Source organism: Stenotrophomonas sp. TWI377 (genome assembly GCF_039674525.1).
GTDB lineage: Bacteria > Pseudomonadota > Gammaproteobacteria > Xanthomonadales > Xanthomonadaceae > Stenotrophomonas.
Genome location: NZ_JBDJNT010000033.1, coordinates 1 through 22,132, shown reverse-complemented (window position 1 = coordinate 22,132; position 22,132 = coordinate 1). Strand labels below are relative to the sequence as shown.

Sequence of the window (22,132 nt, the reverse complement as noted above, 5' to 3'; positions counted from 1 at the left end):
CCTCACGATGCCTGGATTCCATGAGGAGCCGGCCAGCGGCCGGCACTACCGGTGTGATGCGCCGCACGGCCACCGGTGCCTTCGTCACGCACCCCGCCGCCACCCATGGGGTGGCTCTACCCTGAAGCGGATCAGCGCTTCGCCATTTCTTCTTCGATCTCATCGGCACTGCGTGCCAACGCAGCCGTCAGCACCTGATGGCCGTCCTCGGTGATCAGCACGTCATCTTCGGTACGGATGCCGATACCGCGCCAGCGCGCTTCCACGCTGCGGTCGTCCGGTGAGACATACAGGCCCGGCTCGATGGTGAACACCATGCCCGGCTCCAACATCCGCGAATCCCCGGCCAGCCGGTAATCGCCGACGTCGTGCACGTCCAGACCGAGCCAGTGCCCGGTCTTGTGCCGGTAGAACCGCTGGTAATGCGCTTCGGCGATGTTCTCTTCCAGCGTGCCCTTGAGCAGGCCCAGCCGCAGCAGGCCGTCGGTCAGGGTTTCCACGGCGGCCAGATGGCCGGCTTCGTACGCATTGCCCGGGCGGGCCTGGGCCAGCGCCGCCGCCTGCGCCGCACCGACCAGGTCATGCAGCGCGCGCTGCTCGGCACTGAAGCGGCCGTTGACCGGGAAGGTACGGGTGATGTCACTGGCGTAGCCGCGGTACTCGGCACCGGCATCGATCAGGACCAGATCGCCATCGTGCGAGCGCGCGTTGTTGTCGCGGTAATGCAGGATGCAGCCGTTGGCACCGGCGCCGACGATGCTGCTGTAGGCCGCACACGCATCATTGGCACGGAACACACGCTCCAGATCGGCCTGCAGTTCGTACTCGTGGATGCCCGGCCGCGCCACGTGCATCGCGGCACGGTGGGCCTGCACGCTGATGTCGGCGGCGCGCTGCATCACCGCGATTTCTGCGGTCGATTTGAACAGCCGCTGCTCGTGCAGCAGGTGGCCCAGTTCCAGGAATTCATGCGGTGGCTGCGCGCCATGCCGCACCTGCGAGCGTACCCGGTTGACCCAGCCGATCAGCTTGAGATCGAACTCGGCATCGCGACCGAAGTGGTAGTACACCCGCGAGCGCCCTTCCAGCAGGCCGGGCAGGATGTCGTCCAGATCGTCGATCGGGTAGGCGTCATCCATGCCGTACTGCGACACCGCACCTTCCTGGCCAGCGCGCGCGCCATCCCAGGCTTCGCGGTCCGCATCGCGCTCGCGGCAGAACAGGATCACCTCGCCATGGCGGCGGCCCGGGATCAGCACCAGCACGGCCTCCGGTTCCGGGAAGCCGCTCAGGTACCAGAAATCCGAGTCCTGGCGGAACGGATAATGCGTATCCAGGCTGCGCACGCGCTCGGATGCAGCCGGCAGCACCAGGATGGCGTCATCGCCGGCCATCTCCATCAACTGCTGGCGGCGGCGGGTGTATTCGGCGGCGGAGATGCCGGTCAGCTGCCGGATATCCATCTCAGTTCAGGCGCTGCCGGTGGCGCGCGGCCATGACACAGTCACCGTGCAGCAGCAGCACCGCCACGCGGATGAACTCCTCGATCTCGGCCAGCGCGTCTTCGTCGTCGTCGTTGCCGCTTTCGAAGTCTTCGCTGGAGGCCTGGGCCAGCTTGGCCAGATCGGTCAGGGCTTCATCGCCCTCTTCGGACAAGGCCGGCCGGTTCTGGCCCGAGCCCAGCCCGAAGCCGCCCAGGAACGCGCGCGCCCAGGTGAACAGCGCATCGGCCTGCGCGGCGGTATCACTGGCATCGCTCAGCAGCAGTTCGAAAGCGAAATCGCGGTCTTCCATCTGCGCCACGCTGGCATCGAGCAGGCGCGCCAGGGCGTCTCCTTCGGCCGGGGTCGGCAGGTTGTCATCGGCCAGGACGCGGGCCGGCCATTCACGCACCGGCGCACCACCGGCGGACAGCCAGCCGCACAGGCCGCCGTGCAGTTCAGCGGCGCTGGCGCCCAGGCCCAGGGCCTGGCTGGCCTGGTTTACGTCGTCGACACTCGGGAGTTCGGTCATCTTGGGGCTACGGTTTGTGAGCGCCACAGTGTAGCAATCCACCTGTGTCCACCGGGTTGCCATGGCCCGCCCGAGGCCCTGCCCCGGCACCGGTGGGCCGACGGCCGGCAGGCCCCGTCATTATTCGCTTGACCGCCCCGTCCGCCCTTGCCTATGGTGCCGGACATGGAACCCGCCGACGCCATCGCCCAATTGCAGGCCTTCGCCGCCCGCGTGGAGGCGTTGCTTGAGCGCAACCAGCGTCTGGCCGACGAGAACCGCAGCCTGCGCCATCAGCAGGAACAGCTGGTGGCCGAGCGCTCCCAGCTGCTGGCCAAGAACGAGCAGGCCCGCTCCCGGGTCGAAGCGATGATCACCCGCCTCAAGTCCCTGGAGCAGCACACATGAGCCAGACCGAACCGGTCAGTGTCCGCATCCTGGATCGTGAATACACGGTGGGGGTGGGGGCCGAGGAACGCGAGAGCCTGACCGCCGCCGCCCGGCTGCTGGATGCCAAGATGCGCGAGATCCGCGGCAGCAACCGGATGGCCGCGGTCGACCGGGTCGCGGTGCTGGCCGCGCTGAACCTGGCCCACGAGCTGCAGCAGCTGCGCGATGAGCACGCCCGGCAGGCCATTGCCCTGCAGCAGACGCTGAGCGATCTCAATCGCCGCCTGGATCGGGCGTTCGACAACGCGGGTTGATCCACGCGACCGGTTCCACGCGGTGGTCGATTGCACAAGTGCATCGCATGGTCTTCATCGATCTGAATTGAAGTGCAATTCGACCGACGAACGGACTGGCCGAATCGCACAAGAGGGCTATAATCCTCGTTGCGTTCTCTGCTGTGAACGACGGCGTGTGCAAACATTCGCCTTGTCCCTTAATTACGACCACGGGTGCGCGACGGCGCCGGGAGTGCAAGTCCGCCTTGTAGCGGGAAGCCCGATGGAACCCCAGCGTACCCACTTGAACCCCGGGTTCAAGGTCGTTTCGCATGCATCGTCACGGCGGAGAATGCAATATTCCAGCAAGAGCGGCGTTCCCTTGGGACGTCGCTCTTGTTTTATCCGCTTCCCCCGCACGCTCCGGACCCAGGCATGACCGACCCGCGCTCCGCACTGCGCCAGCAGCTGCGCCAACGCCGCCGTGATCTCCCCGCCGCCGTGCGCCTGGCCGCCGCCGAACACCTGGCCGATGGCCTGCTCGCCCTTCCTTTCGCGCCCACGCAGGGCCATGTCGCCGGCTACTGGGCGATGGATGGGGAAATCGCGCTGCACCGCTGGCAGATGCAGTTGCCCGCCGGCCTGACCTACTGCCTGCCGGTCCTGCACGAGAAGACGCTGCGCTTCGCGCCCTGGCGCCCGGGGCAGGCACTGACCACCAACCGCTTCGGCATCCCCGAACCCGATCTCGCGCTGGACGACACGCTCGCACCGGAGCAGATGGCGCTGGTCGTGGCGCCGCTGGTTGGTTTCGACGCACAGGGCCGGCGGCTGGGCATGGGAGGCGGCTGGTATGATCGCAGCTTCGCATTCCGCCACCAGCGCCCGGCGCCGCCGTGGCTGGTCGGGGTCGGCTTCTCGGTCCAGCAGGTCGATGACCTGCCGGTGTACCCCTGGGACGTCGCGGTGGATGCGATCTGCACCGACGTCTCCACCCTTGTCTGCGTACCGACCAACGGTCGGCACCGACAGTAATCAAAGACTCCGCATGACCGCACGCAAGCGCTACTGGCTGATGAAGTCCGAACCGGACGCTTTTTCCATCGATGATCTGCAGCGCGTGGGCCGGGAGCCCTGGAACGGCGTGCGCAACTACCAGGCGCGCAACTTCATGCGCGATGGCATGAAGGTGGGCGACGGGGTGATGTTCTACCACTCCAACACCAAGGTGCCGGGGATCGTCGGGCTGGCCACGGTGGCCAGCGAGGCCTATCCGGACGACACCCAGTTCGATCCCGGATCGGACTATTACGACGCCAAGGCGACCCGCAAAGAACCGCGCTGGATGCTGGTGGACGTGGCCTTCGAACGCAAACTGCGCGACACCATTTCGCTGGATGAGATCAAGCTGCACGCCGATGCGCTGGGCGAAGGATTCCCGCTGACCGCGCGCGGCAACCGTCTCTCGATCCTCCCGGTGACCGCTGCGCAGTGGAAGCTGCTGCTGTCGCTGGAAAAGCACTGACCCCTTTCCTCCAAGAGTTGCCCGCCATGTCCGAAGCCAAGCGCCTGGCCGCTGAAAAAGCCATTGAATACGTCGAAGACGGCATGATCGTGGGGGTCGGCACCGGTTCCACCGTGGCCTACTTCATCGATGCCCTGGCCAAGATCCAGCACCGCATCAAGGGCGCCGTGTCCAGCTCGGACCAGAGCACCGCGCGCCTGAAGCAGCACGGCATCGAGGTGCTCGAGCTCAACCACACCGGCAACCTGTCGCTGTATGTGGACGGGGCCGACGAGTGCGACGGCAACAAGAACCTGATCAAGGGCGGCGGCGCCGCGCTGACCCGCGAGAAGATCATCGCCGAGGCCAGCGAGCGCTTCGTGTGCATCATCGACCCGAGCAAGCAGGTCAAGGTGCTGGGCAGGTTCCCGCTGCCGGTGGAAGTGATCCCGATGGCGCGCAGCCTGGTCGCCCGCCGCATCATGGACATGACCGGCGGCCAGCCGGCCTGGCGCGAGGGCGTGGTCACCGACAACGGCAACGTGATCCTGGACATCCATCACCTGGAGATCACCGATCCGGTCAAGCTGGAGCGCGAGCTCAACCAGCTGCCGGGCGTGGTCAGCGTCGGCCTGTTCGCGCGCCGCCCGGCCGATGTGGTGATCATCGGCGGTGAGCCGCCGATCGTGATCTGACCCCGTGGCCGGCCTGTGCGCCGGCCACCCCAACGAGGTACGCCCATGTCCCTGTTGCGCCTGCTGCCCCTGCTCCTGCTGTTCACCCTGACCGGCTGCGCCAGCACCAACGCCCGCCACTGGGTGGAGCTGGACGGCAACCGTTACCACGTTGAACTGGCCACCAATGACGACACCCGCGCCCGCGGGCTGATGTTCCGCGACCAGATGCCCGAGGACCACGGCATGCTGTTCATCCACGAACGCGAAGAACTGCAGGCGTACTGGATGAAGAACACCAAGATCGCGCTGGACATCCTGTACTTCGATGCGCAGCGCCGCCTGGTCAGCCAGCAGCGCGATGTGCCGCCGTGTTCGGCCGGCGATCGTTGCCCGCCCTACCCCAGCAGCGAACCGGCCCGCTACGTGCTGGAACTCAACGCCGGGCAGGCCGAAAAGATGGCGCTCAAGGACGGCACCGAACTCACGTTCGGCCCCGGCATCGCCGACGGCAAGTAAAAGGGCACCGATAAACGCGCCGCGCCCTTGAATCGCGGCGCGTTTGTCGCCAGTCTTGTCCCATGCAGGGGCAGATCACATTGCCGACGTGGGACTCACTGGCCGAGCTGGATGACGAGGCGCTGCCGCTGTTGCCGACGGCGTTGCTGATCGCCCGGGACGAATACCCGGATCTGGACCCCGCCGTCTACGACGCGGTCCTGCAGAGTCACGCCGACCACCTGCGCACCGAGATCGCCACGATCGACATGTGGCCGCTGAAGATCGCCGCGGTCAACCGCCACCTGTTCGACGAGCTGGGCTACAGCGGCGACCACGGCGAGTACTACGACCCACGCAACAGCTATCTGAACCAGGTCTTCGAACGCCGCCTGGGCAATCCGATTTCGCTGGCGCTGGTGCAGATGGAAGTCTCGCGCCGGCTCGGCATCCCGCTGGACGGGGTGTCCTTCCCGGGGCACTTCCTGGTGCGCCTGCCGCTCAACGACGGCGTGCTGGTGATGGACCCGTTCAACGGCGGCCGACCACTGGGCGTGGAGGAACTGCGCGAACGCGCACGCTCACACCTGGGCGGTGAAGTGCCCGACGACGACGTGCTCGCGCAGATCCTGGACCCGGCCCCGGCACGCGCGATCCTGATGCGGATGCTGCGCAACCTGCACGGCGTGTACGTGGAACGCGGCGAATGGGACCGCGCCGCGCGCAGTGCCGACCGCCTGCTGAAGCTGGCGCCCGAGCAGGACGACGCCCTGCGTGACCGCGGCATGGCCTACCTGCAGCTGGATTACGAGGCCGGCGCGCGCAGCGACCTGGGGCTGTATCTCAAGCGCAATGCCAAGGCCAGCGATGCCCAGTTCGTTCGTGAGAAGCTTGTCGGCCTCGGTGGCGTGGTGCCGCGTCTGCACTGACGGCGCCGCGACATGGCGGCTGGCTGGTGTCTCAGTCGACTTCGACCATCTCGAAATCATCCTTGGTCACGCCGCAGTCCGGGCACGTCCAGGTATCGGGAATGTCGTCCCAGCGCGTGCCCGGGGCGATGCCCTCTTCCGGCAGCCCGTCCTCTTCCCGGTACAGGAAGCCGCAGACAACGCACATCCAGGTGCGGAAGGTGGTGGCGGTTGCGTCGGTCATCGGATAATCACGGCAGGACAAGAGCTGACAGCGTTCATTGTCCCACTCCCGTTGCGCTACCGGTAGCCATTGATGAATCACGCTTCAGCCCCCACGCCGCCCCGCGGCGTCTACCTCATCACCCCCGACGAGCCCGATACCGCACGACTGCTGGCGCGCACCGCGCCGCTGCTGGCGGCTGGGGCCACCTGGCTGCAGTACCGCAACAAGACCGCCGATGCCGCCCTGCGCCTGCGGCAGGCGACCGCGCTGCAGGCGCTGTGCGGGCAGCACGGCGTGCCATTGATCATCAATGACGACCCGGCGCTGGCCCATGCCGTGGGCGCCGCTGGCGTGCACCTGGGCGGCACCGACGGCGACATCGGCGCGGCGCGTGCCCTGTTGGGGCCCGACGCCATCATCGGCGCGTCCTGCTACGACCAGCTGGCCAATGCCGCGCGTGCCGTGGCCGAAGGCGCCACTTATGTGGCCTTCGGCGCGTTCTTCCCCACCACCACCAAGGTCACCGCCAGCCGTGCCACGCCGGACCTGCTGCGGCAAAGCGCCGCACTGGGCGTGCCGCGGGTGGCGATCGGCGGGCTCAGCCCGGACAATGTGGGTCCCATCATCGCGGCCGGTGCCGACCTGGTGGCCGTGGTCAGCGGCATTTTCGCCGCCCCCGACCCGGTTGCCGCCCAGCGCGCCTTCCTCGCCCAGTTTCCGTAAGACCCAGGACACTCCATGAACCACGACCAGTCCCACGCCCTGTTCACCCGCGCCCAGAAGCTTCTGCCGGGTGGCGTCAACTCGCCGGTGCGCGCGTTCAAGTCGGTTGGCGGCGAGCCGTTCTTCGTCAAGCGCGCCGATGGCCCCTATCTGTATGACGTGGACGACAACCGCTACATCGATTACGTCGGCTCCTGGGGCCCGATGATCGTCGGCCACAACCACACCGCCGTGCGCCAGGCGGTCAAGCAGGCGATCGGCAACGGCCTGTCCTTCGGCGCGCCGTGCGAAGCCGAAGTGACCATGGCCGAAACGCTGACCCGGCTGGTGCCGTCCTGCGAGATGGTGCGCATGGTGAACTCGGGCACCGAGGCCACCCTGTCGGCGATCCGGCTGGCACGCGGTGCCACCGGCCGCAGCCGCATCGTCAAGTTCGAAGGCTGCTACCACGGCCATGGCGACTCGTTCCTGGTCAAGGCCGGCAGCGGCATGCTGACCTTGGGCGTGCCGACCTCGCCAGGCGTCCCGGCCGGGCTGAGCGAACTCACCCTGACCCTACCCTACAATGACTTCGAGGCCGCCACGGCGCTGTTCGCCGAACAGGGCGAGCACATCGCCGGGCTGATCATCGAGCCGGTGGTCGGCAACGCCAACTGCATCCCGCCGCGAGAGGGCTACCTGCAGCACCTGCGCGCACTGTGCACGCAGTACGGCACGGTGCTGATCTTCGATGAAGTGATGACCGGCTTCCGCGTGGCCCTCGGTGGCGCGCAGGCGCATTACGGCGTCACCCCGGACCTGACCACCTTCGGCAAGATCATCGGCGGCGGCATGCCGGTGGGTGCGTACGGTGGCCGCCGCGAGCTGATGTCGCAGATTTCCCCGGCTGGCCCGATCTACCAGGCGGGCACGCTGAGCGGCAATCCGGTGGCCATGGCAGCCGGCCTGGCGATGCTGGAACTGGTGCAGGAACCGGGCTTCCATGATCGCCTGAGTGCTTCGGCCGCGCGCCTGTGCGCAGGGCTGGAAGCAGCGGCGGCCGATGCAGGCGTGGCAGTGACCACCACCCAGGTCGGCGCGATGTTCGGCCTGTTCTTCACTGACCAGAAGGTGGAGACCTACGCGCAGGCGACCGCGTGCGACATCACCGCCTTCAACACCTTCTTCCACGCGATGCTGGAGCGCGGCGTGTTCCTGGCCCCGTCCGCATACGAAGCCGGCTTCCTGTCCAGCGCCCATGACGACAGCATCATCGATGCGACGCTCGAAGCCGCGCGCGAAGCCTTCAAGGTCGTCAAGGGCTGATAGAACGCGGTAGGTGACGACCGTTGGTCGTCACGGCGTGCGTACCGATCACCCCGCGTAGGTGACGACCGTTGGTCGTCACGGCGTCTACCGACCAATGGTCGGTAGCTACCGGCCGTTTTCGGCGCTCAGCCGAACAGAAAACGGCCTTTCATCATCGCGAAATGGCCGGGGAACGAGCAGAAGAAGGTGTAGTCGCCGCCCTTGGTCAGCTTGGCGGTGGAGAAGGTGACGCTGGTACTTTGTCCCCCGCCGATCACCGGCGTGTGCGCCAGCACGCGTGCATCGCCCTTGGGCAGGTAGCTGTCGGCCAACGTGGTGCGCATGCCGGCCATCGCCACCGGCTGGTAATCCGCGGCGCGGGTCAGTACCCAGTTGTGGCCCATCGCGGTCGCGGCGAGCTTGCCGGTGTGGCGCAGGGTCAGCTTCACCTGGGAGCAGTCCGCGGCAACCTTGAGTTCCTTCTGGCTGAAGCTCATCTGGTCGGTACTGTCGATGGCGATCGCGCAGACACGCGCATGGGCGGCTGGGGCCAGCATCAGGCCGGCAAGCAACACGGGGGCAAGCAGTTTCAAGGCGATCTCCATCAGGCAGTCCCCGCGATTCTAGTGACCGCCCGTGCAGGCGACGTGCGACGCGATGTCGCAGCGCAGGCACTGGGTGGGTTACGGTCAGCACTGGATCTGGACGAGACGGCCCCATGCCGCATGTGATCGAGTGCCTGCTGCTGGATTTCGATGGCGTGCTGGTGCGCTATGCGCGGCACCTGCGTGTGCGCCATCTGGCCGCGAGCGTCGGCTGCAGTGCGGCGCAGGTGCAGGCGGCGCTGTTCGACACTGGGCTGGAGCGCGCCTACGACAGCGGCATGGCCACGGACGCCTACCTGCAGCGACTGGGTGATGCACTGCAGACCACGATCAGCATCGCGCAGTGGCAGGCCGCGCGTATCGCCGCGTGCGCACCGCAAACAGGGGTGATCGAACGCGTGGCGCGGATCGCGCAGGCACTGCCGATCGGCATCCTGACCAACAACGGCGCGCTGATGGCGCAGACGATTCCACAGCTTGTTCCCACCCTGGCCGATGCCCTGCACGGCCGCATCCTGTGCAGCGGTGCGCTGGGCGGGCGCAAGCCGGATCCGGCGATATTCGCCAAGGCGGTGACGCTGCTGGGGGCGCGCGCCGAGCGCACGCTGTTCATCGATGACCTGTTCGTCAACGTGCGCGGGGCTCGGCTGGCCGGTCTGCCGGCCGAGACCGCGACGGACAGCCGCGCGTTCGGCAAGGTCATCAAACGGTACGCCCTGGGGTAGAGCCGACCAACGGTCGGCTGCGCCCGCGCCACAACAACAGCAGCCGACCAACGGTCGGCTCTACCGCGACGCGATGAACGACTGCACGGCCGCGCGCAGACGCTTCAGGCCTTCGGCGATTTCCTCATCGGTGATGTTCAGCGACGGCACGAAGCGCAGCACGTCCGGCCCGGCCTGCAGGGTCAGCAGGCCGTGTTCGGCGGCGTGGTCGAGGATGGGACCGGCCTGGCCGGCAAAATCCTTGTCCAGCACCGCGCCCAGCATCAGCCCGCGACCGCGGACCTGGCTGAACACCTTGAACTCGTCGTTGATCTTGCCCAGGCCATCGCGCAGCGCCTGCGACTGACGGCTCACGTTGTGCGCGATCTCCGGCGAGGACAGCTTGCGCAGCGCCACCCGGGCGACGGCGGCGGCCAGCGGATTGCCACCGAAGGTGGTGCCGTGCGCGCCAAACTGCATCACCTCGGCCACCTTCGGGCCGGCCAGCATCGCGCCGATCGGGAAGCCGCCGCCCAGCGCCTTGGCCAGGGTGACGATGTCCGGTTTGATGTTGTCCTGCCAATGCGCGAACAAGGTGCCGGTGCGGCCCATGCCGGCCTGGATCTCATCCAGCACCACCAGCGCGTTGTGCTGGTCGCACAGCTCGCGCACGCGCTGCAGGAAGCCAGGCTTGGCCGGCATCACGCCGCCCTCGCCCTGGATCGGCTCCAGCATCACCGCCGCGACATCGCCGGCGGCCATCGCGGTTTCCAGCTGGACCTCGTCATTGAAGTCGACATAGCGGAAGCCACCGGGCAGCGGCTCGTAGCCTTCCTGGTACTTCGGCTGGGCAGTGGCGGTCACCGCGGCCAGGGTGCGGCCATGGAAGCTGCCGCGGAAGGTCACGATCACGCGCTGATGCGCCGGCCGGCCCAGCGAGGAGGCCCACTTGCGGACCAGCTTGATCGCCACTTCATTGGCTTCGGCGCCGGAGTTGCACAGGAACACGCGCTCGGCGAAGCGCGAGGCGGTGACCAGTTCTTCGGCCAGGCGCAGCGGCGGCTCGCTGTAGAACACGTTGCTGGTATGCCACAACTTGCCGGCCTGCTCGATCAGCGCGGCCTTCAGGTCCGGATCGTTGTGGCCCAGGCCACACACCGCGATGCCGGCGGCCAGATCGATGAATTCACGGCCCTGGTTGTCCCAGACGCGCGCGCCCTGGCCACGTTCGAGCACCACCTGGCGCGGTTTGTAGACCGGCAGGTAGTAATGCGACAGGGACAACAGCGGATCGGTGGCAGCGGCAGTCATGGCAGTCAACGGCTCAGGAAAGATCCCATTCTCGCGCTTTGGGCCGGTGGGGCACAATGCGCCCCATGCGACCGTTCACTGCCCCCCAGCTCAACCCCGCCACCGAATCCGGCTGGCGCCGCCAGTGGTTCGACATCATCTACCGCCACGACACCCGGCCCTCGCGCAATTTCGACCTGCTGCTGGTCTACGCGATCGTCGCCAGCGTGGTGGTGGTCATGTTCGACAGCGTGCAGCGCTTCCATGCGGCCTATGCCGACGGGCTCTACGTGCTCGAATGGGGCTTCACGATCCTGTTCACCGCCGAGTACCTGTTGCGGCTGGTGGTGGTCAAACGCCCGCTGCGCTACGCATTCAGCATCTGGGGCATCATCGATCTGGCCTCGATCCTGCCGACCTACCTGTCGCTGTTCATTCCCGGCGCGCAGAGCCTGCTGGTGGTGCGCGCGCTGCGCATCCTGCGGGTGTTCCGGATCCTCAAGCTGACCCGCTACATCGAAGAAAGCGGCGTGCTGATGGAGTCACTGTGGCGCAGCCGGCGCAAGGTGCTGCTGTTCCTGTTCACGGTCATCACCATCACCATCATCGCCGGCACCATGATGTACGTGATCGAAGGCCCCAACCACGGCTTCACCAGCATCCCCAGCAGCATGTACTGGGCGGTGGTGACCATGGCCACGGTGGGCTTCGGTGACATCGTGCCGCAGACCGTGCTGGGCCGCTTCGTCACCTCGGTGCTGATCCTGATCGGCTACAGCATCATCGCCGTACCCACCGGCATCTACACCGCCGAACTGGCCAATACCATGCGCGATGCCGAGCATGCCGCGCGCCGGGATGCGCGCGGCTGCCCGCACTGCGGGCTGGAAGGCCACGAACCGGATGCCGTGCATTGCCGACACTGCGGCGAGAAACTGCCCCCGGTCTTCAACGTCTGATCAACGCGGGGCGGGCCGCCTGGCAGCCGGCCCCGCGTTCGCTCAGCGTGCGCCGCTGGTCTGGGCCAGGCGGTTGCTCATGTCGACCAGGTCGTTGTAGCTGACCAGCAACGCTTCGGCCGAGCCCTGCGGGTTGTTGATCCGGCCGCCGCTCTCGATCAGCATCTGCTCGCTGCGGGTGTAGGGCGTCCTGGATTCCACGCGCTCGATGCGACGGCCGGCATCGCGGGCCAGCGCATCGGCCGCACGCTCCACGTGCCCCCACATCGCATCGCCCTTGCCGACCTTGTCCTCCTGCGCGTGCTGCAGCAGCGCCTGGAACGCGGTGAGCTGGGTGCGGGCCACGGCCAGATCAGGCGTGTCACTGTTGAGCAGCTGGGCCAGCTGCTTGCCGTCGCCGAGGATCTTGATCTGGTAGTACGCCATCGAGCGGCCTTCGGAGGCTTCAATCTCCTTGAGCTGTTCGGCACGGCGTTCGTCTTCGCGCTTTTCCAGTGCGGCATCCAGTGCGGTACCTGCATCGAAGAACGCCATATAGGCCTTCATCAACGGCGCATGCTGGGCGCGCATGCCGGCATGGTCATCGCGCAGGTAGTCCTCGCGGCTGTAGTAACGGTCGGCCTGCTCGATCAGGGCATACAGGTCGACGAACGTCTTCTGGTAAGCGCTTGCCGCCGGATCCAGCTCGGGCTCCGCCGGCGTCATCGCCAGCGCCGCCACCATCGGGGCATTGCATGCCTCCACGCGATGCGACAGCACCGTACCTGGCCCACGCACCTTTTTCTCGTTGCCGGTCGGGCCGGCCTCGGGGTCCTGCATCCAGCCGATGTACTGCTGGAAGCCTTCGTGGATCGGCTGTTCAACGGCGTTGAAGCAGGCGATGTAGGCGTTCACCTTCTCCACGCCCTGGGTATCGGCGACGCTGCCCGGCCCCTTGCTGCAGGCGCCGAGCAGGCTGATCAATGCGATGGCGGCGGCGAGCGGCGCGGTCCGTGTGCGAGATGACATGCGAGTGTCCATACCAATTGGGGGGACGCACCATAGCAGGCCAGTGTGTGCAGCTATTGTCATCGCGCGCAGCGAACGCGCGTCACTCCAGGAACAGGTCCGGCATCAACGGGCGCGATGGATCGACGGCGTAGCCGCTCAGATCGGTGATGCCCGCCTGCGCCAACACCTCGTCATCGAGCAGGAACTGTCCGCTGAAACCGGCCGCCTCACGGCACAGCACCGCGTGTGCGGCGTCGGCCAGAATCGCCGGCGTGCGGCAGCCACGGATGTCCACGCCGGGAATCATGTTGATCGCATCGGTAGCGATCACCGTGCGCGGCCACAACGCGTTGACGGCCACGCCCTGCGGGCCGAACTCGGCCGCCAGGCCGAGGGTGACGAAGCTCATCCCCATCTTGGCCAGCGTGTAACCGGTATGCGGGCCCCACCACTTCGGGTCCAGCGTCGGCGGCGGCGCCAGCGTGAGGATGTGCGGGTTGGGCGCCTGCAGCAGATGCGGCAGGCAGGCCTGCGCGCACAGGAAGCTGCCGCGCGAATTGACCTGCTGCATCAGGTCAAAGCGTTTCATCGGCGTGTCCAGCGTGCCGCGCAGCCAGATCGCGCTGGCGTTGTTGATCAGGATGTCGATGCCACCGAAGGTGTCCACGGTGGCAGCGACGGCCGCGCGCACCTGGTCTTCTTCGCGGATGTCGCACTTCAGTGCCAGCCCCTGCCCGCCTGCGGCGGTCACCGCCTCGGCGGCACTGTGAATGGTGCCGGGCAGCTTCGGATTGGGCACCGAGGACTTGGCCGCGATCGCGATGTTGGCGCCGTCGCGTGCCGCACGCAGCGCAATGGCCAGGCCGATGCCGCGCGAGGCGCCGGTGATGAACAGGGTCTTGCCTTGCAGACTGGCCATGCGCGGAATTCCTTGGATGCGGGTGCAGGGAATCCGCATTATGCCGCCCCGGCGCACACGCCGGATTCATGCGCCGCGTCGATACTGGGCGTTCACGTTCTGCACGGAATGAGCGACATGACGGCGATCCGCCTTCCCCTGACCGCGTTGGCCCTGGTGCTGGCCCTTGGCGCCTGCCAACCCGCTGGCGATCCTGCCGCCTCCGCGACGCAGAACGCAGCTACCGTCCCGGGCACCGCCGGGGGCACCTCCCCGTTCGGCGAAGCGGCGATCTGGGACGGCGAGGTCGATGCCTGCCGTGGCCAGGCACCGGTCGCCGATGATTGCCTGTCCAAGGCGATGCAGGCCGCCAAGGCCAGCCCGCAGGCGATCGCCGCCGCCCATCAACTGGGGGCGCAGGGCAATCCCGGCTACGTGAGCGCATGGCGGGACCAGGACGGCGTGGGCATCGCCACCATCGAATACCCGTTCCGTGCCAACACCAATGAAGGCACGCTGCTGGTCGACAGCGCCGGGCACACGGTGGATGTGGATGCGGACGTGCTGCCGGAAATGTCGCGCGCCGATGCCACCGTCAAACCGTTCCTGGATGCACACCCGGATGCCTCACCGTTTGCCCCGGCCGAAGCCAGCGGCAGCGAAGCACTGCCCAACGGTGGCGTGCGCCTGATCTACACCACGCCGCTGCGCACCTGCCATGCGTGTGCAGAGGATGGGGTGCTGCGGGTCGCCTACGATTTCGATGCGCAACGCCGCTTCGCCGGCAAGCAGATCCTCGATCTGCGCTGATCAGCTGCGCGTGGTCAGCGTCTGCCGGGCGCTCGCCCGGTCATTGCGGCGCGTGCGCGCTGCCTGCGCTCACGGCTTGGGACCCTGCCCTTCGTTGTCTTCCCAGTGCAGGATCTTTCGCGTGACAAAGCGATAGACCGGCTTGCCGGTGCGGAACCAGAGATCACGCACCCACGAGGTGCGCTTGAGCAGCCGCTTTTCCACCGGGGTCAGCGACTGCCGGCAGTACATGCGCTTGTGCTTGAGCAGATGGCGCAGGTCCTCGCGGGCCAGCAGGCGCATCCAGTGTGAGCGCGGGTTGCCGATCACCGCCAGCTGGAAATCGATCAGGGCCGGCGAGCCGTCTTCGCGCACCAGCCAGTTGGCCTCCTTGGCCAGGTCGTTGTGTGCGATGCCGTGGCGATGCACCTGCTGCAGCAGACGTCGGGCCGCGCGGAAGTAGGCCAGGTCGCCATGCGGCGGACGCTGGTACATGGCATCTCCGGCCATGAAGCTGCGGTCCAGCCAGCGCCCGTTCCAGCGCAGCAGCCGCGGCGTGGCCGGCATGCCATCCAGATGCGCCAGCGCGCGTGCCTCGCGCCGGGCCAGCCACCACGCCGGTGCCCGCAACCACCACGGCGTTGCCTCCAGGTCACGGCGCACGAAGCGCTGGCCATCCTCTTCCATCAGCAGGATGCGGCCGAAGCTGTCGGCTTTGAGGGCGGTCGGGGCGGGATCGGCAGGGCGTGTCATGCCGCCATTCTAGGCGGGTGATCGCGTTCATTCACTGCAGATGCCGCACATTCCCGGCCTCTGGCGGGCAGTCAGTCACTTTGCCCCCCCTATAATCCCCCGATGGACTCGTCATGGATCGATGCCACGCTTGCGTGGATCTCAGCTCACCCCGTGCTTGCCGGCGCGGTCATTTTCCTCATTGCCTTCTGCGATGCGGTCATCGTGCTGGGCGCGATCGTGCCCGCGTTGCCGCTGTTGTTCGCGGTCGGGGTGTTCATCGGCCTGGGCCAGATCTCCGGGCCGTATGCCGTGGCCTGCGCGGCGTTGGGCGCATTCGCCGGTGACGGCATCAGCTACTGGGTAGGCCGGCGCTGGGGCGATCGGCTGCGGGGCTTCTGGCCCTTCAGCAAATACCCGCAGCTGCTCGATCGCGGCGAGACGATGTTCCGCCGCAATGCCTTCAAGAGCATCCTGGTGGCGCGTTATGTCGGCGCGATCCGCCCGTTCGTGCCGGCCATCGCCGGCATGATGAAGATGCCGTTGTCGCGCTATATCCAGGCCAGCGGCATCGCCAGCCTGTCCTGGGCCGTCCTGTTCCTGGCGCCCGGCTGGGTGCTGGGCGAGGCCTACGACGCGGTCGCCGCGGTCGCCGGCCGGTTGGTGATGGTGCTGGCCCTGCTCGGCGTGATCATGGGCCTGGTGTGGGCGATCGTGCTGTATGGCTACCGCTGGTCGGCCTCGCGCATGGACAGCTGGCTGGCCAGCCTGCTGGCCTGGTCGCAGCGTCACCCGACGCTGGGCCGTTACTCGGTCGCCGTGTTCGACCCGCAGCGGCGCGAGTCGGTGCCGCTGGCGATGCTGGCGGTGATGTTGCTGCTGCTCGGCTGGGGCTGGTTCGTGCTGTTGATGGCGGTGGTCGCCCACGGCGAGCCGTTGATGGTCGATCTGGCCGTGCACCACGCGATGCTGGCATTGCGCAATCCGCTGGCCGATTACCCGATGGCCGCGCTGGCCTCGCTGGGCGCCTGGCAGGTCCTGCTGCCGGCCACCGCGGCAGGCATGGGCTACCTGGTCTGGCGCCGGCGCTGGATGGCGGCCGCGCACTGGCTGGCCGCGCTCGCCTTCGGGCTGGCGCTGTGCAAGCTGCTCGGTGCGACGGTGGACGTGGTCCGCCCGCCGGATGCGAGCAGCGGCTTCGGCTTCCCGTCCGTGTCGGTGACGATGGCCACGATCACCTTCGGCTTCTTCGCCGTGCTGATCGCCCGTGAACTGCCGGGGCGCACCCGCGTATGGCCCTACCTGCTGTCGGGCATCATCGTCAGCCTGATCGGCTTCGCCCGCATCTACCTCGGCGCGCATTGGCTGAGCGATGTGATCGGCGGCATGCTGTTCGGCCTGTTCTGGCTGCTGGTGCTGGGCATCGCCTACCGCCGCCGGTTCAACCGCTCGTTCTGGGTCAAGCCGGTGGCATGGCTGTTCTACGGCACCTTCGCCATCGCCGCGCTCTGGTATGCCCCACGCAACATCCCGGTGAAACTGGCGCGCTTCGAGCCTGCCCAGCCGACCCCGGCGCCGCTGGATGCCCAGGCCTGGTGGACGACCGAATGGCAGCACCTGCCCTCGCGTCGCAATGAGTTCGACGACGATCAGCGCTGGCCGCTGGATGTGCAGGTGGCCGGTCCGTTGGCGCCGCTGCAGCGCCGGCTGGAAAGCCAGGGCTGGCGCGTGCAGCCCCAGGCGGGCTGGGAGCAGGCGTTGTTGATGCTCGACAAGTCCTCCGACAAGGACAAGGTGCCGGTACTGCCGGCCACGCTGGATACCCAGGTCGAATCGCTGCTGATGCTGCGGGCTGGCAATGCGCCCAATGAGATCTTCGCGCTGCGCCTGTGGCCGGCACCGGCACGCCTGGCGGCGCCGGACAATGAACCGCTGTGGCTGGGCAGTGCGCAGACGCTGCATTACCAGCAGCACTTCAAGCTGATCGGGATGTGGCGGCCGATGCGTGGCATCGACCCGTCGCTCAATGCGGTCCGCCAGGCACTGGACGGGCTGCCGCAGCAGGTCGATACCCATCCAGACACCGAGATGCCGGTGCTGCGCGTGCGCATGCCACCGGCCGAGTGATGCAGCGCCGGAGCTACCCGGCCGAGGGGGCGTAACGCGGGGGGAACCGCGCGTTACGGCATCCAGTCAAGCAGCGCCTGCAGGCGCTGGTGCGGGTCATCGTGTTGCAGCAGTTGCAGGCGTTGCGCATCCTGCAGCGGCAGCAGTTCGGCCAGGCGCCAGCCAACCCAGCTGGCCTGCTCCATCTGCGCCGGGCTGACCGGTGCGAAGGCCGCGCCGGCCTGCTCGATGATGTGCTCCAGCACGGTGGCCATCAGCGCGTGTTCGGGCTGCAGTTCATCGTCACTGTCGGCGGCGCACCAGGTCACTTCGGCAATGATCAGCCCGTTGTCGCGCACGCGGGTGTGATCCACATGGAAGCGGCGCTGGCCGCGCAGGCGCAGCACCAGAACACCATCGGCGCCCACGTCGAAATCCTCGATCCGCGCCTCGACCCCGTAGGCGGCCGGCAATGCCGGCGCACCGACCTCCTCACCGTCCAGGATCAGGCACACCCCGAAGGCAGTCCCCGCACGGCTGCATTCGCGCAGCATGTCCAGGTAGCGGCGTTCGAACACCCGCAGGCCGAGCGCCGCGCCGGGCAGCAGCACGGTGTGCAGCGGGAACAGGGGCAGTGAAGCGGTGTCGGTCATGGCCCGCGTCCCTCAGGGGTGCTGCAGCTGCGCCAGGAAGCGGCGCGGGGCCCCGTCGAAACCGCCGTTGGACATGAACACCACATGGTCACCCGGCGCTGCGATCGCGCCCAGCTGAGCCAGCAGCGCATCCGTATCGGGCACGGCATGGGCCTCACCCCGGACGGCGGCGATCACGCTCGCCGCATCCCAGGCCAGTTCCGGGCGATGCAGGAACACCACCGCGTCGGCACCGTCCAGCGAGGGCGCCAGCGCCTGTGCGTGTGCCCCCAGCCGCATCGAATTGCTGCGCGGCTCCATGGCCACCACGATGCGGGCATCGCCCACCTTGGCACGCAGGCCTTCGAGGGTGGTACGGATCGCGGTGGGGTGATGCGCGAAATCGTCGTAGAGGGTGATGTCGCGTGCCTGGCCGATCACTTCCATGCGGCGCTTGACGCTGCGGAACGCGGCCAGCGCCGGGATCACGGTGGCCAGCTCGACGCCGACCGCATGCGCGGCAGCCAGGGCGGCCAGCCCGTTGAGGACATTGTGGCGGCCGAGCAGCGACCAGCGCACCTCACCGACCCGCTCGCCGCGATGGTGCACGACGAACACACTGCCGTCGGCCTCCACCAGCTCGGCATGCCATTCCAGCGAAGGATCGAAACCGAAGCGCTCCACCGGGGTCCAGCAGCCCATCGCCAGCACGTCGGCGAGATAGGCATCTTCGCCGTTGACGATCAGGCGCCCACGCGCGGGCACGGTGCGGATCAGGTGGTGGAACTGGCGCTGGATCGCGGCCACGTCCGGGAAGATATCGGCGTGGTCGTATTCGAGGTTGTTGAGGATCGCCACCAGCGGCCGGTAGTGCACGAACTTGCTGCGCTTGTCGAAGAACGCGGTGTCGTACTCATCGGCCTCGACCACGAACTCACGGCCGCTGCCCACACGCGCGGAGACGCCGAAATCCTCGGCCACGCCACCGATCAGGAAGCCGGGTTCACGCCCGGCGCTGTGCAGCAGCCAGGTGAGGATGGTGGTGGTGGTGGTCTTGCCGTGGGTGCCGGCGACCGCCAGGGTATCGCGGCCCGGCAGCACCTGCTCGGACAGCCACTGGGCGCCGGAGATGTAGCGTTGGCCTGCATCCAGCACCGCTTCCACGGCGGGGTTGCCACGCGACAGCGCATTGCCGATCACCACCTCGTCGCAGTCCGGCGCCACGCTGTCGGCGCGGTAGCCCGGATCCAGGGCGATGCCCAGCCGTTCGAGCTGGGTGGACATCGGGGGGTAGATCGCCTGATCGCTGCCGCGGACCGTATGGCCCTTCTCGCGCGCCAGTGCGGCCACGCCGCCCATGAAAGTGCCTGCAATGCCAAGAATGTGGATCGTGCTCATGCGTACGATTGTCGCCGATCGCCACCGTCGATGGAGATCGCCGTCAGACAACTCCTAGTCGACTATCAGAAAAATCCAGCGCGGTGTCGGGGAATTCCCGATAGCGCCATACTGTGAAGACGGACACAATTCTATTGGCCAGCCGCAGTACCCCATTGGTCCTACTCCCCAAGAGGCCATCCCCAGGGGGGCTCATGCTGCGGGGCTCTGAGCAAGCCCGCTCGCTGGCACCTTCAAACCACACGCCTGGTCCCTTCGGGGGCCGGGCGTGTGTGTTTGCGGCGCCGGCAAACGTACAGCCGGCGCGGTGCCGCCGTAGCGGCACCGACCCGCATCAGGCCTGGATCGCGGCGCGGATGCGCGCTTCCACGTCGTTCAGTTCGCCCACGCCATCAACGCGCGCGAGGGTGCCGCGGCCAGCGTAGAAATCCACCACCGGCGCGGTCTGGTCGTTGTAGACCTGCAGGCGCTGGCGCACCGATTCGGGATTGTCATCGGCGCGGCCCTGTTCGGCGGCGCGGCCGGCGATGCGCTCGACCAGCAGTTCGGTCGGCACGTCCAGCTGCACCACGGCATCCAGCGGCTGGCCGATCTTGGCCAGCAGGCTGTCCAGCGCGTTGGCCTGGGCCACGTTGCGCGGGTAACCGTCGAGGATGAAGCCCTTGGCCACATCGTCCTGGCCCAGGCGCGACTCGAGCATGCCCAGCAGGATGTCATCGGACACCAGGTTGCCGGCATCCATCACAGCCTTGGCCTGCTTGCCCAGCTCGGTGCCGGCGGCGACTTCAGCGCGCAGCAGATCACCGGTGGAAATGTGCGCAATCGAGAGATGTTCCTTCAGGCGCGTCGCCTGCGTCCCCTTGCCCGAACCGGGCGGTCCCAACAGAACCAATCGCATCAACCTGACTCCAACTTGGTAAGAAAATGGAAGGGCGCGCGCCCCGGGATTGTCCACAATCACGCTGCACCGCAATACGCGCACTTTACCCCATACCGGTAATGTCTCTGCAATGTCCTTCCCCCAGACCAAGGTCGCATCATGTCCAACGGTACCCTGCTCTACGCCCAGTCAGGCGGCGTCACCGCCGTCATCAATGCCACCGCCTCGGCGGTCATCAGCACCGCAAGGGCCAAAGGAATCAAGGTCTTGGCCGCGCGCAACGGCATTCTCGGCGCGCTCCGCGAGGACCTGATCGATACCTCGAAGGAGACCGCCGCCGCCATCGCCGCCCTCGCCCATACCCCCGGCGGCGCGTTTGGCTCGTGCCGCTACAAGCTCAAATCGCTGGAGGCCGACCGCGATAAGTACGCGCGCCTGCTCGAGGTGCTGCGCGCCCATGACGTGCGCTGGTTCCTCTACAACGGCGGCAACGATTCGGCCGATACCGCCTGGAAGGTCTCCCAGCTGGCCAAGGCCTTCGACTACGACCTGACCTGCATCGGCGTGCCCAAGACCATCGACAACGATCTGGCCGTGACCGATACCTGCCCGGGCTTCGGCTCGGCCGCCAAGTACACCGCCGTCTCCGTACGCGAAGCAGCACTGGATGTGGCCGCGATGGCCGAGACCTCGACCAAGGTATTCGTCTACGAGGCGATGGGCCGCCACGCCGGCTGGCTCGCGGCGGCTGCGGGCCTGGCCGGCCAGGGCGCCGATGACGCCCCACACATCATCCTGCTGCCCGAGCGCGCGTATGACGAAGCGGCGTTCCTGGCCAAAGTGAAACAGGTGGTCGAGCGCGTGGGCTACTGCGTGGTGGTCGCCTCCGAAGGCATCCAGACCGCCGACGGTCGCTTCGTCGCCGATGCGGGCGGCGGCACCGATTCGTTCGGGCACACCCAGCTCGGTGGCGTGGCTTCGCAGCTGGCCGCGCGGGTCAAGGATGGGCTGGGCTACAAGGTCCACTGGACCCTGCCCGACTACCTGCAGCGCTCGGCACGCCACCTGGCCTCCAAGACCGACTGGGAGCAGGCACAGGCGGTGGGCAAGGCGGCGGTGCAGTTCGCGCTGAAGGGCCAGAACGCGGTGATGCCGGTGATCGTGCGCACCAGCGACACGCCTTACCGCTGGAAGATTGAAGCGGCCCCGCTGCACAAGGTGGCCAACCACGAGAAGAAGATGCCGGCCGGCTTCATCCGCCGCGATGGCTTCGGCATCACCGACAAGGCCCGCGCCTATCTCGCCCCGCTGATCAAGGGGGAAGCCCCGTTGCCGTACGGGTCCGATGGGCTGCCGAAGTACGTGACGCTGAAGAACGTGGCAGTCAAGAAGAAGCTGCCTGCCTTCGAGGCGTAATCGACCCGGTAGTGCCGGCCGCTGGCCGGCATCGTCGGGCTGTCCGGCGCTCAGGTAGTGCCGGCCGCTGGCCGGCATCGTCGGGCTGTCCGGCGCTCAGGTAGTGCCGGCCGCTGGCCGGCATCGTCGGGCTGTCCGGCGCTCAGGTAGTGCCGGCCGCTGGCCGGCATCGTCGGGCTGTCCGGCGCTCAGGTAGTGCCGGCCGCTGGCCGGCATCGTCGGGCTGTCCGGCGCTCAGGTAGTGCCGGCCGCTGGC

The 22,132-nt window shown here is 67.5% G+C and carries 25 protein-coding genes and 1 other RNA gene; 15 read left to right on the top strand and 11 right to left on the bottom strand.

Going from position 1 to position 22,132, the window contains the following annotated elements:
• Nucleotides 1–131: 131 nt before the first annotated feature.
• Nucleotides 132–1,457 (bottom strand): aminopeptidase P N-terminal domain-containing protein, encoded by a 1,326-nt coding sequence (locus ABE546_RS18145; RefSeq protein ID WP_346464637.1) that lies wholly within the window; start codon nucleotides 1,455–1,457, stop codon nucleotides 132–134.
• Nucleotides 1,458–1,464: 7 nt separating this feature from the next.
• A complete protein-coding gene (locus ABE546_RS18140; RefSeq protein ID WP_121039475.1) occupies nucleotides 1,465–2,013 on the bottom strand; it encodes a UPF0149 family protein in 549 nt (182 codons plus the stop codon).
• A 165-nt stretch (nucleotides 2,014–2,178) separates the two neighbouring features.
• Between ABE546_RS18140 and ABE546_RS18135 the strand changes: the two genes are divergently transcribed.
• The 8 genes from ABE546_RS18135 (at nucleotide 2,179) to ABE546_RS18100 (ending at nucleotide 6,262) form a co-directional block, all read left to right on the top strand.
• On the top strand, nucleotides 2,179–2,400 hold the full coding sequence (locus tag ABE546_RS18135; protein WP_019183857.1) for a TIGR02449 family protein: 222 nt from the start codon (nucleotides 2,179–2,181) through the stop codon (nucleotides 2,398–2,400).
• Nucleotides 2,397–2,696, top strand: coding sequence for a cell division protein ZapA (locus ABE546_RS18130; protein ID WP_313213077.1), 300 nt, complete (start codon nucleotides 2,397–2,399; stop codon nucleotides 2,694–2,696). The genes ABE546_RS18135 and ABE546_RS18130 overlap by 4 nt, the downstream gene beginning before the upstream one ends.
• Nucleotides 2,697–2,828: 132 nt before the next feature.
• Nucleotides 2,829–3,013: non-coding RNA, 6S RNA (ssrS, locus tag ABE546_RS18125), on the top strand.
• Between the two features lie 79 nt (nucleotides 3,014–3,092).
• Complete coding sequence (locus tag ABE546_RS18120) at nucleotides 3,093–3,692, top strand: 5-formyltetrahydrofolate cyclo-ligase (RefSeq protein ID WP_346464636.1); 600 nt, start codon at nucleotides 3,093–3,095, stop codon at nucleotides 3,690–3,692.
• Between the two features lie 13 nt (nucleotides 3,693–3,705).
• Nucleotides 3,706–4,182, top strand: a complete 477-nt coding sequence (locus ABE546_RS18115) for an EVE domain-containing protein (RefSeq protein WP_346464635.1) — start codon at nucleotides 3,706–3,708, stop codon at nucleotides 4,180–4,182.
• Between the two features lie 26 nt (nucleotides 4,183–4,208).
• Nucleotides 4,209–4,856, top strand: coding sequence for a ribose-5-phosphate isomerase RpiA (rpiA, locus tag ABE546_RS18110; RefSeq protein ID WP_346464634.1), 648 nt, complete (start codon nucleotides 4,209–4,211; stop codon nucleotides 4,854–4,856).
• A 45-nt stretch (nucleotides 4,857–4,901) separates the two neighbouring features.
• Complete coding sequence (locus ABE546_RS18105; RefSeq protein ID WP_123730294.1) at nucleotides 4,902–5,354, top strand: DUF192 domain-containing protein; 453 nt, start codon at nucleotides 4,902–4,904, stop codon at nucleotides 5,352–5,354.
• A gap of 62 nt (nucleotides 5,355–5,416) precedes the next feature.
• Nucleotides 5,417–6,262: a tetratricopeptide repeat protein gene (locus ABE546_RS18100; protein WP_123730293.1), complete on the top strand. Its 846-nt coding sequence runs from the start codon at nucleotides 5,417–5,419 to the stop codon at nucleotides 6,260–6,262.
• Nucleotides 6,263–6,293: 31 nt separating this feature from the next.
• Here the strand turns inward: ABE546_RS18100 and ABE546_RS18095 are convergent, their stop codons facing one another.
• Nucleotides 6,294–6,485: a rubredoxin gene (locus tag ABE546_RS18095; RefSeq protein WP_313209192.1), complete on the bottom strand. Its 192-nt coding sequence runs from the start codon at nucleotides 6,483–6,485 to the stop codon at nucleotides 6,294–6,296.
• A 72-nt stretch (nucleotides 6,486–6,557) separates the two neighbouring features.
• On the opposite strand from ABE546_RS18095, the gene thiE reads away from it, so the two are divergent.
• Entirely contained in the window at nucleotides 6,558–7,190 is a 633-nt protein-coding gene (gene thiE, locus ABE546_RS18090) for a thiamine phosphate synthase (RefSeq protein ID WP_346464633.1), read from the top strand.
• A 15-nt stretch (nucleotides 7,191–7,205) separates the two neighbouring features.
• Nucleotides 7,206–8,495 carry a glutamate-1-semialdehyde 2,1-aminomutase gene (hemL, locus tag ABE546_RS18085; RefSeq protein ID WP_313209190.1) on the top strand — a complete coding sequence of 430 codons (1,290 nt, stop codon included), beginning with the start codon at nucleotides 7,206–7,208 and terminating at the stop codon, nucleotides 8,493–8,495.
• A 128-nt stretch (nucleotides 8,496–8,623) separates the two neighbouring features.
• Here the strand turns inward: hemL and azu are convergent, their stop codons facing one another.
• On the bottom strand, nucleotides 8,624–9,082 hold the full coding sequence (gene azu / locus ABE546_RS18080; RefSeq protein ID WP_313209189.1) for an azurin: 459 nt from the start codon (nucleotides 9,080–9,082) through the stop codon (nucleotides 8,624–8,626).
• Between the two features lie 113 nt (nucleotides 9,083–9,195).
• On the opposite strand from azu, the gene ABE546_RS18075 reads away from it, so the two are divergent.
• On the top strand, nucleotides 9,196–9,807 hold the full coding sequence (locus tag ABE546_RS18075; protein WP_346464632.1) for an HAD-IA family hydrolase: 612 nt from the start codon (nucleotides 9,196–9,198) through the stop codon (nucleotides 9,805–9,807).
• A 60-nt stretch (nucleotides 9,808–9,867) separates the two neighbouring features.
• Here the strand turns inward: ABE546_RS18075 and ABE546_RS18070 are convergent, their stop codons facing one another.
• Complete coding sequence (locus tag ABE546_RS18070) at nucleotides 9,868–11,097, bottom strand: acetylornithine transaminase (RefSeq protein WP_313209187.1); 1,230 nt, start codon at nucleotides 11,095–11,097, stop codon at nucleotides 9,868–9,870.
• 65 nt (nucleotides 11,098–11,162) lie between these two features.
• Here ABE546_RS18070 and ABE546_RS18065 point away from each other — a divergent pair, with 65 nt between their 5' ends.
• Nucleotides 11,163–12,035: an ion transporter gene (locus tag ABE546_RS18065; protein ID WP_313209186.1), complete on the top strand. Its 873-nt coding sequence runs from the start codon at nucleotides 11,163–11,165 to the stop codon at nucleotides 12,033–12,035.
• 42 nt (nucleotides 12,036–12,077) lie between these two features.
• Here the strand turns inward: ABE546_RS18065 and ABE546_RS18060 are convergent, their stop codons facing one another.
• Together ABE546_RS18060 and ABE546_RS18055 are read right to left on the bottom strand one after the other, a co-directional pair.
• Nucleotides 12,078–13,043, bottom strand: coding sequence for a YiiG family protein (locus tag ABE546_RS18060; protein WP_346464631.1), 966 nt, complete (start codon nucleotides 13,041–13,043; stop codon nucleotides 12,078–12,080).
• Nucleotides 13,044–13,125: 82 nt separating this feature from the next.
• Nucleotides 13,126–13,944 carry an NAD(P)-dependent oxidoreductase gene (locus tag ABE546_RS18055; protein ID WP_313209184.1) on the bottom strand — a complete coding sequence of 273 codons (819 nt, stop codon included), beginning with the start codon at nucleotides 13,942–13,944 and terminating at the stop codon, nucleotides 13,126–13,128.
• 117 nt (nucleotides 13,945–14,061) lie between these two features.
• Here ABE546_RS18055 and ABE546_RS18050 point away from each other — a divergent pair, with 117 nt between their 5' ends.
• On the top strand, nucleotides 14,062–14,733 hold the full coding sequence (locus ABE546_RS18050) for a hypothetical protein (RefSeq protein ID WP_346464630.1): 672 nt from the start codon (nucleotides 14,062–14,064) through the stop codon (nucleotides 14,731–14,733).
• Nucleotides 14,734–14,802: 69 nt separating this feature from the next.
• Here the strand turns inward: ABE546_RS18050 and ABE546_RS18045 are convergent, their stop codons facing one another.
• Nucleotides 14,803–15,465, bottom strand: a complete 663-nt coding sequence (locus ABE546_RS18045) for a serine/threonine protein kinase (protein WP_346464629.1) — start codon at nucleotides 15,463–15,465, stop codon at nucleotides 14,803–14,805.
• A 102-nt stretch (nucleotides 15,466–15,567) separates the two neighbouring features.
• On the opposite strand from ABE546_RS18045, the gene ABE546_RS18040 reads away from it, so the two are divergent.
• Nucleotides 15,568–17,571 (top strand): VTT domain-containing protein, encoded by a 2,004-nt coding sequence (locus ABE546_RS18040; RefSeq protein WP_313209181.1) that lies wholly within the window; start codon nucleotides 15,568–15,570, stop codon nucleotides 17,569–17,571.
• Nucleotides 17,572–17,624: 53 nt separating this feature from the next.
• Here the strand turns inward: ABE546_RS18040 and ABE546_RS18035 are convergent, their stop codons facing one another.
• From ABE546_RS18035 to ABE546_RS18025, 3 genes are all read right to left on the bottom strand, one after another.
• Nucleotides 17,625–18,203 carry an LON peptidase substrate-binding domain-containing protein gene (locus ABE546_RS18035; RefSeq protein ID WP_313209180.1) on the bottom strand — a complete coding sequence of 193 codons (579 nt, stop codon included), beginning with the start codon at nucleotides 18,201–18,203 and terminating at the stop codon, nucleotides 17,625–17,627.
• Between the two features lie 12 nt (nucleotides 18,204–18,215).
• On the bottom strand, nucleotides 18,216–19,580 hold the full coding sequence (gene mpl, locus ABE546_RS18030) for a UDP-N-acetylmuramate:L-alanyl-gamma-D-glutamyl-meso-diaminopimelate ligase (RefSeq protein WP_313209179.1): 1,365 nt from the start codon (nucleotides 19,578–19,580) through the stop codon (nucleotides 18,216–18,218).
• Between the two features lie 334 nt (nucleotides 19,581–19,914).
• On the bottom strand, nucleotides 19,915–20,478 hold the full coding sequence (locus ABE546_RS18025) for an adenylate kinase (protein ID WP_019183836.1): 564 nt from the start codon (nucleotides 20,476–20,478) through the stop codon (nucleotides 19,915–19,917).
• A gap of 141 nt (nucleotides 20,479–20,619) precedes the next feature.
• On the opposite strand from ABE546_RS18025, the gene ABE546_RS18020 reads away from it, so the two are divergent.
• A complete protein-coding gene (locus tag ABE546_RS18020; protein ID WP_346464628.1) occupies nucleotides 20,620–21,876 on the top strand; it encodes a 6-phosphofructokinase in 1,257 nt (418 codons plus the stop codon).
• Nucleotides 21,877–22,132: the final 256 nt, after the last annotated feature.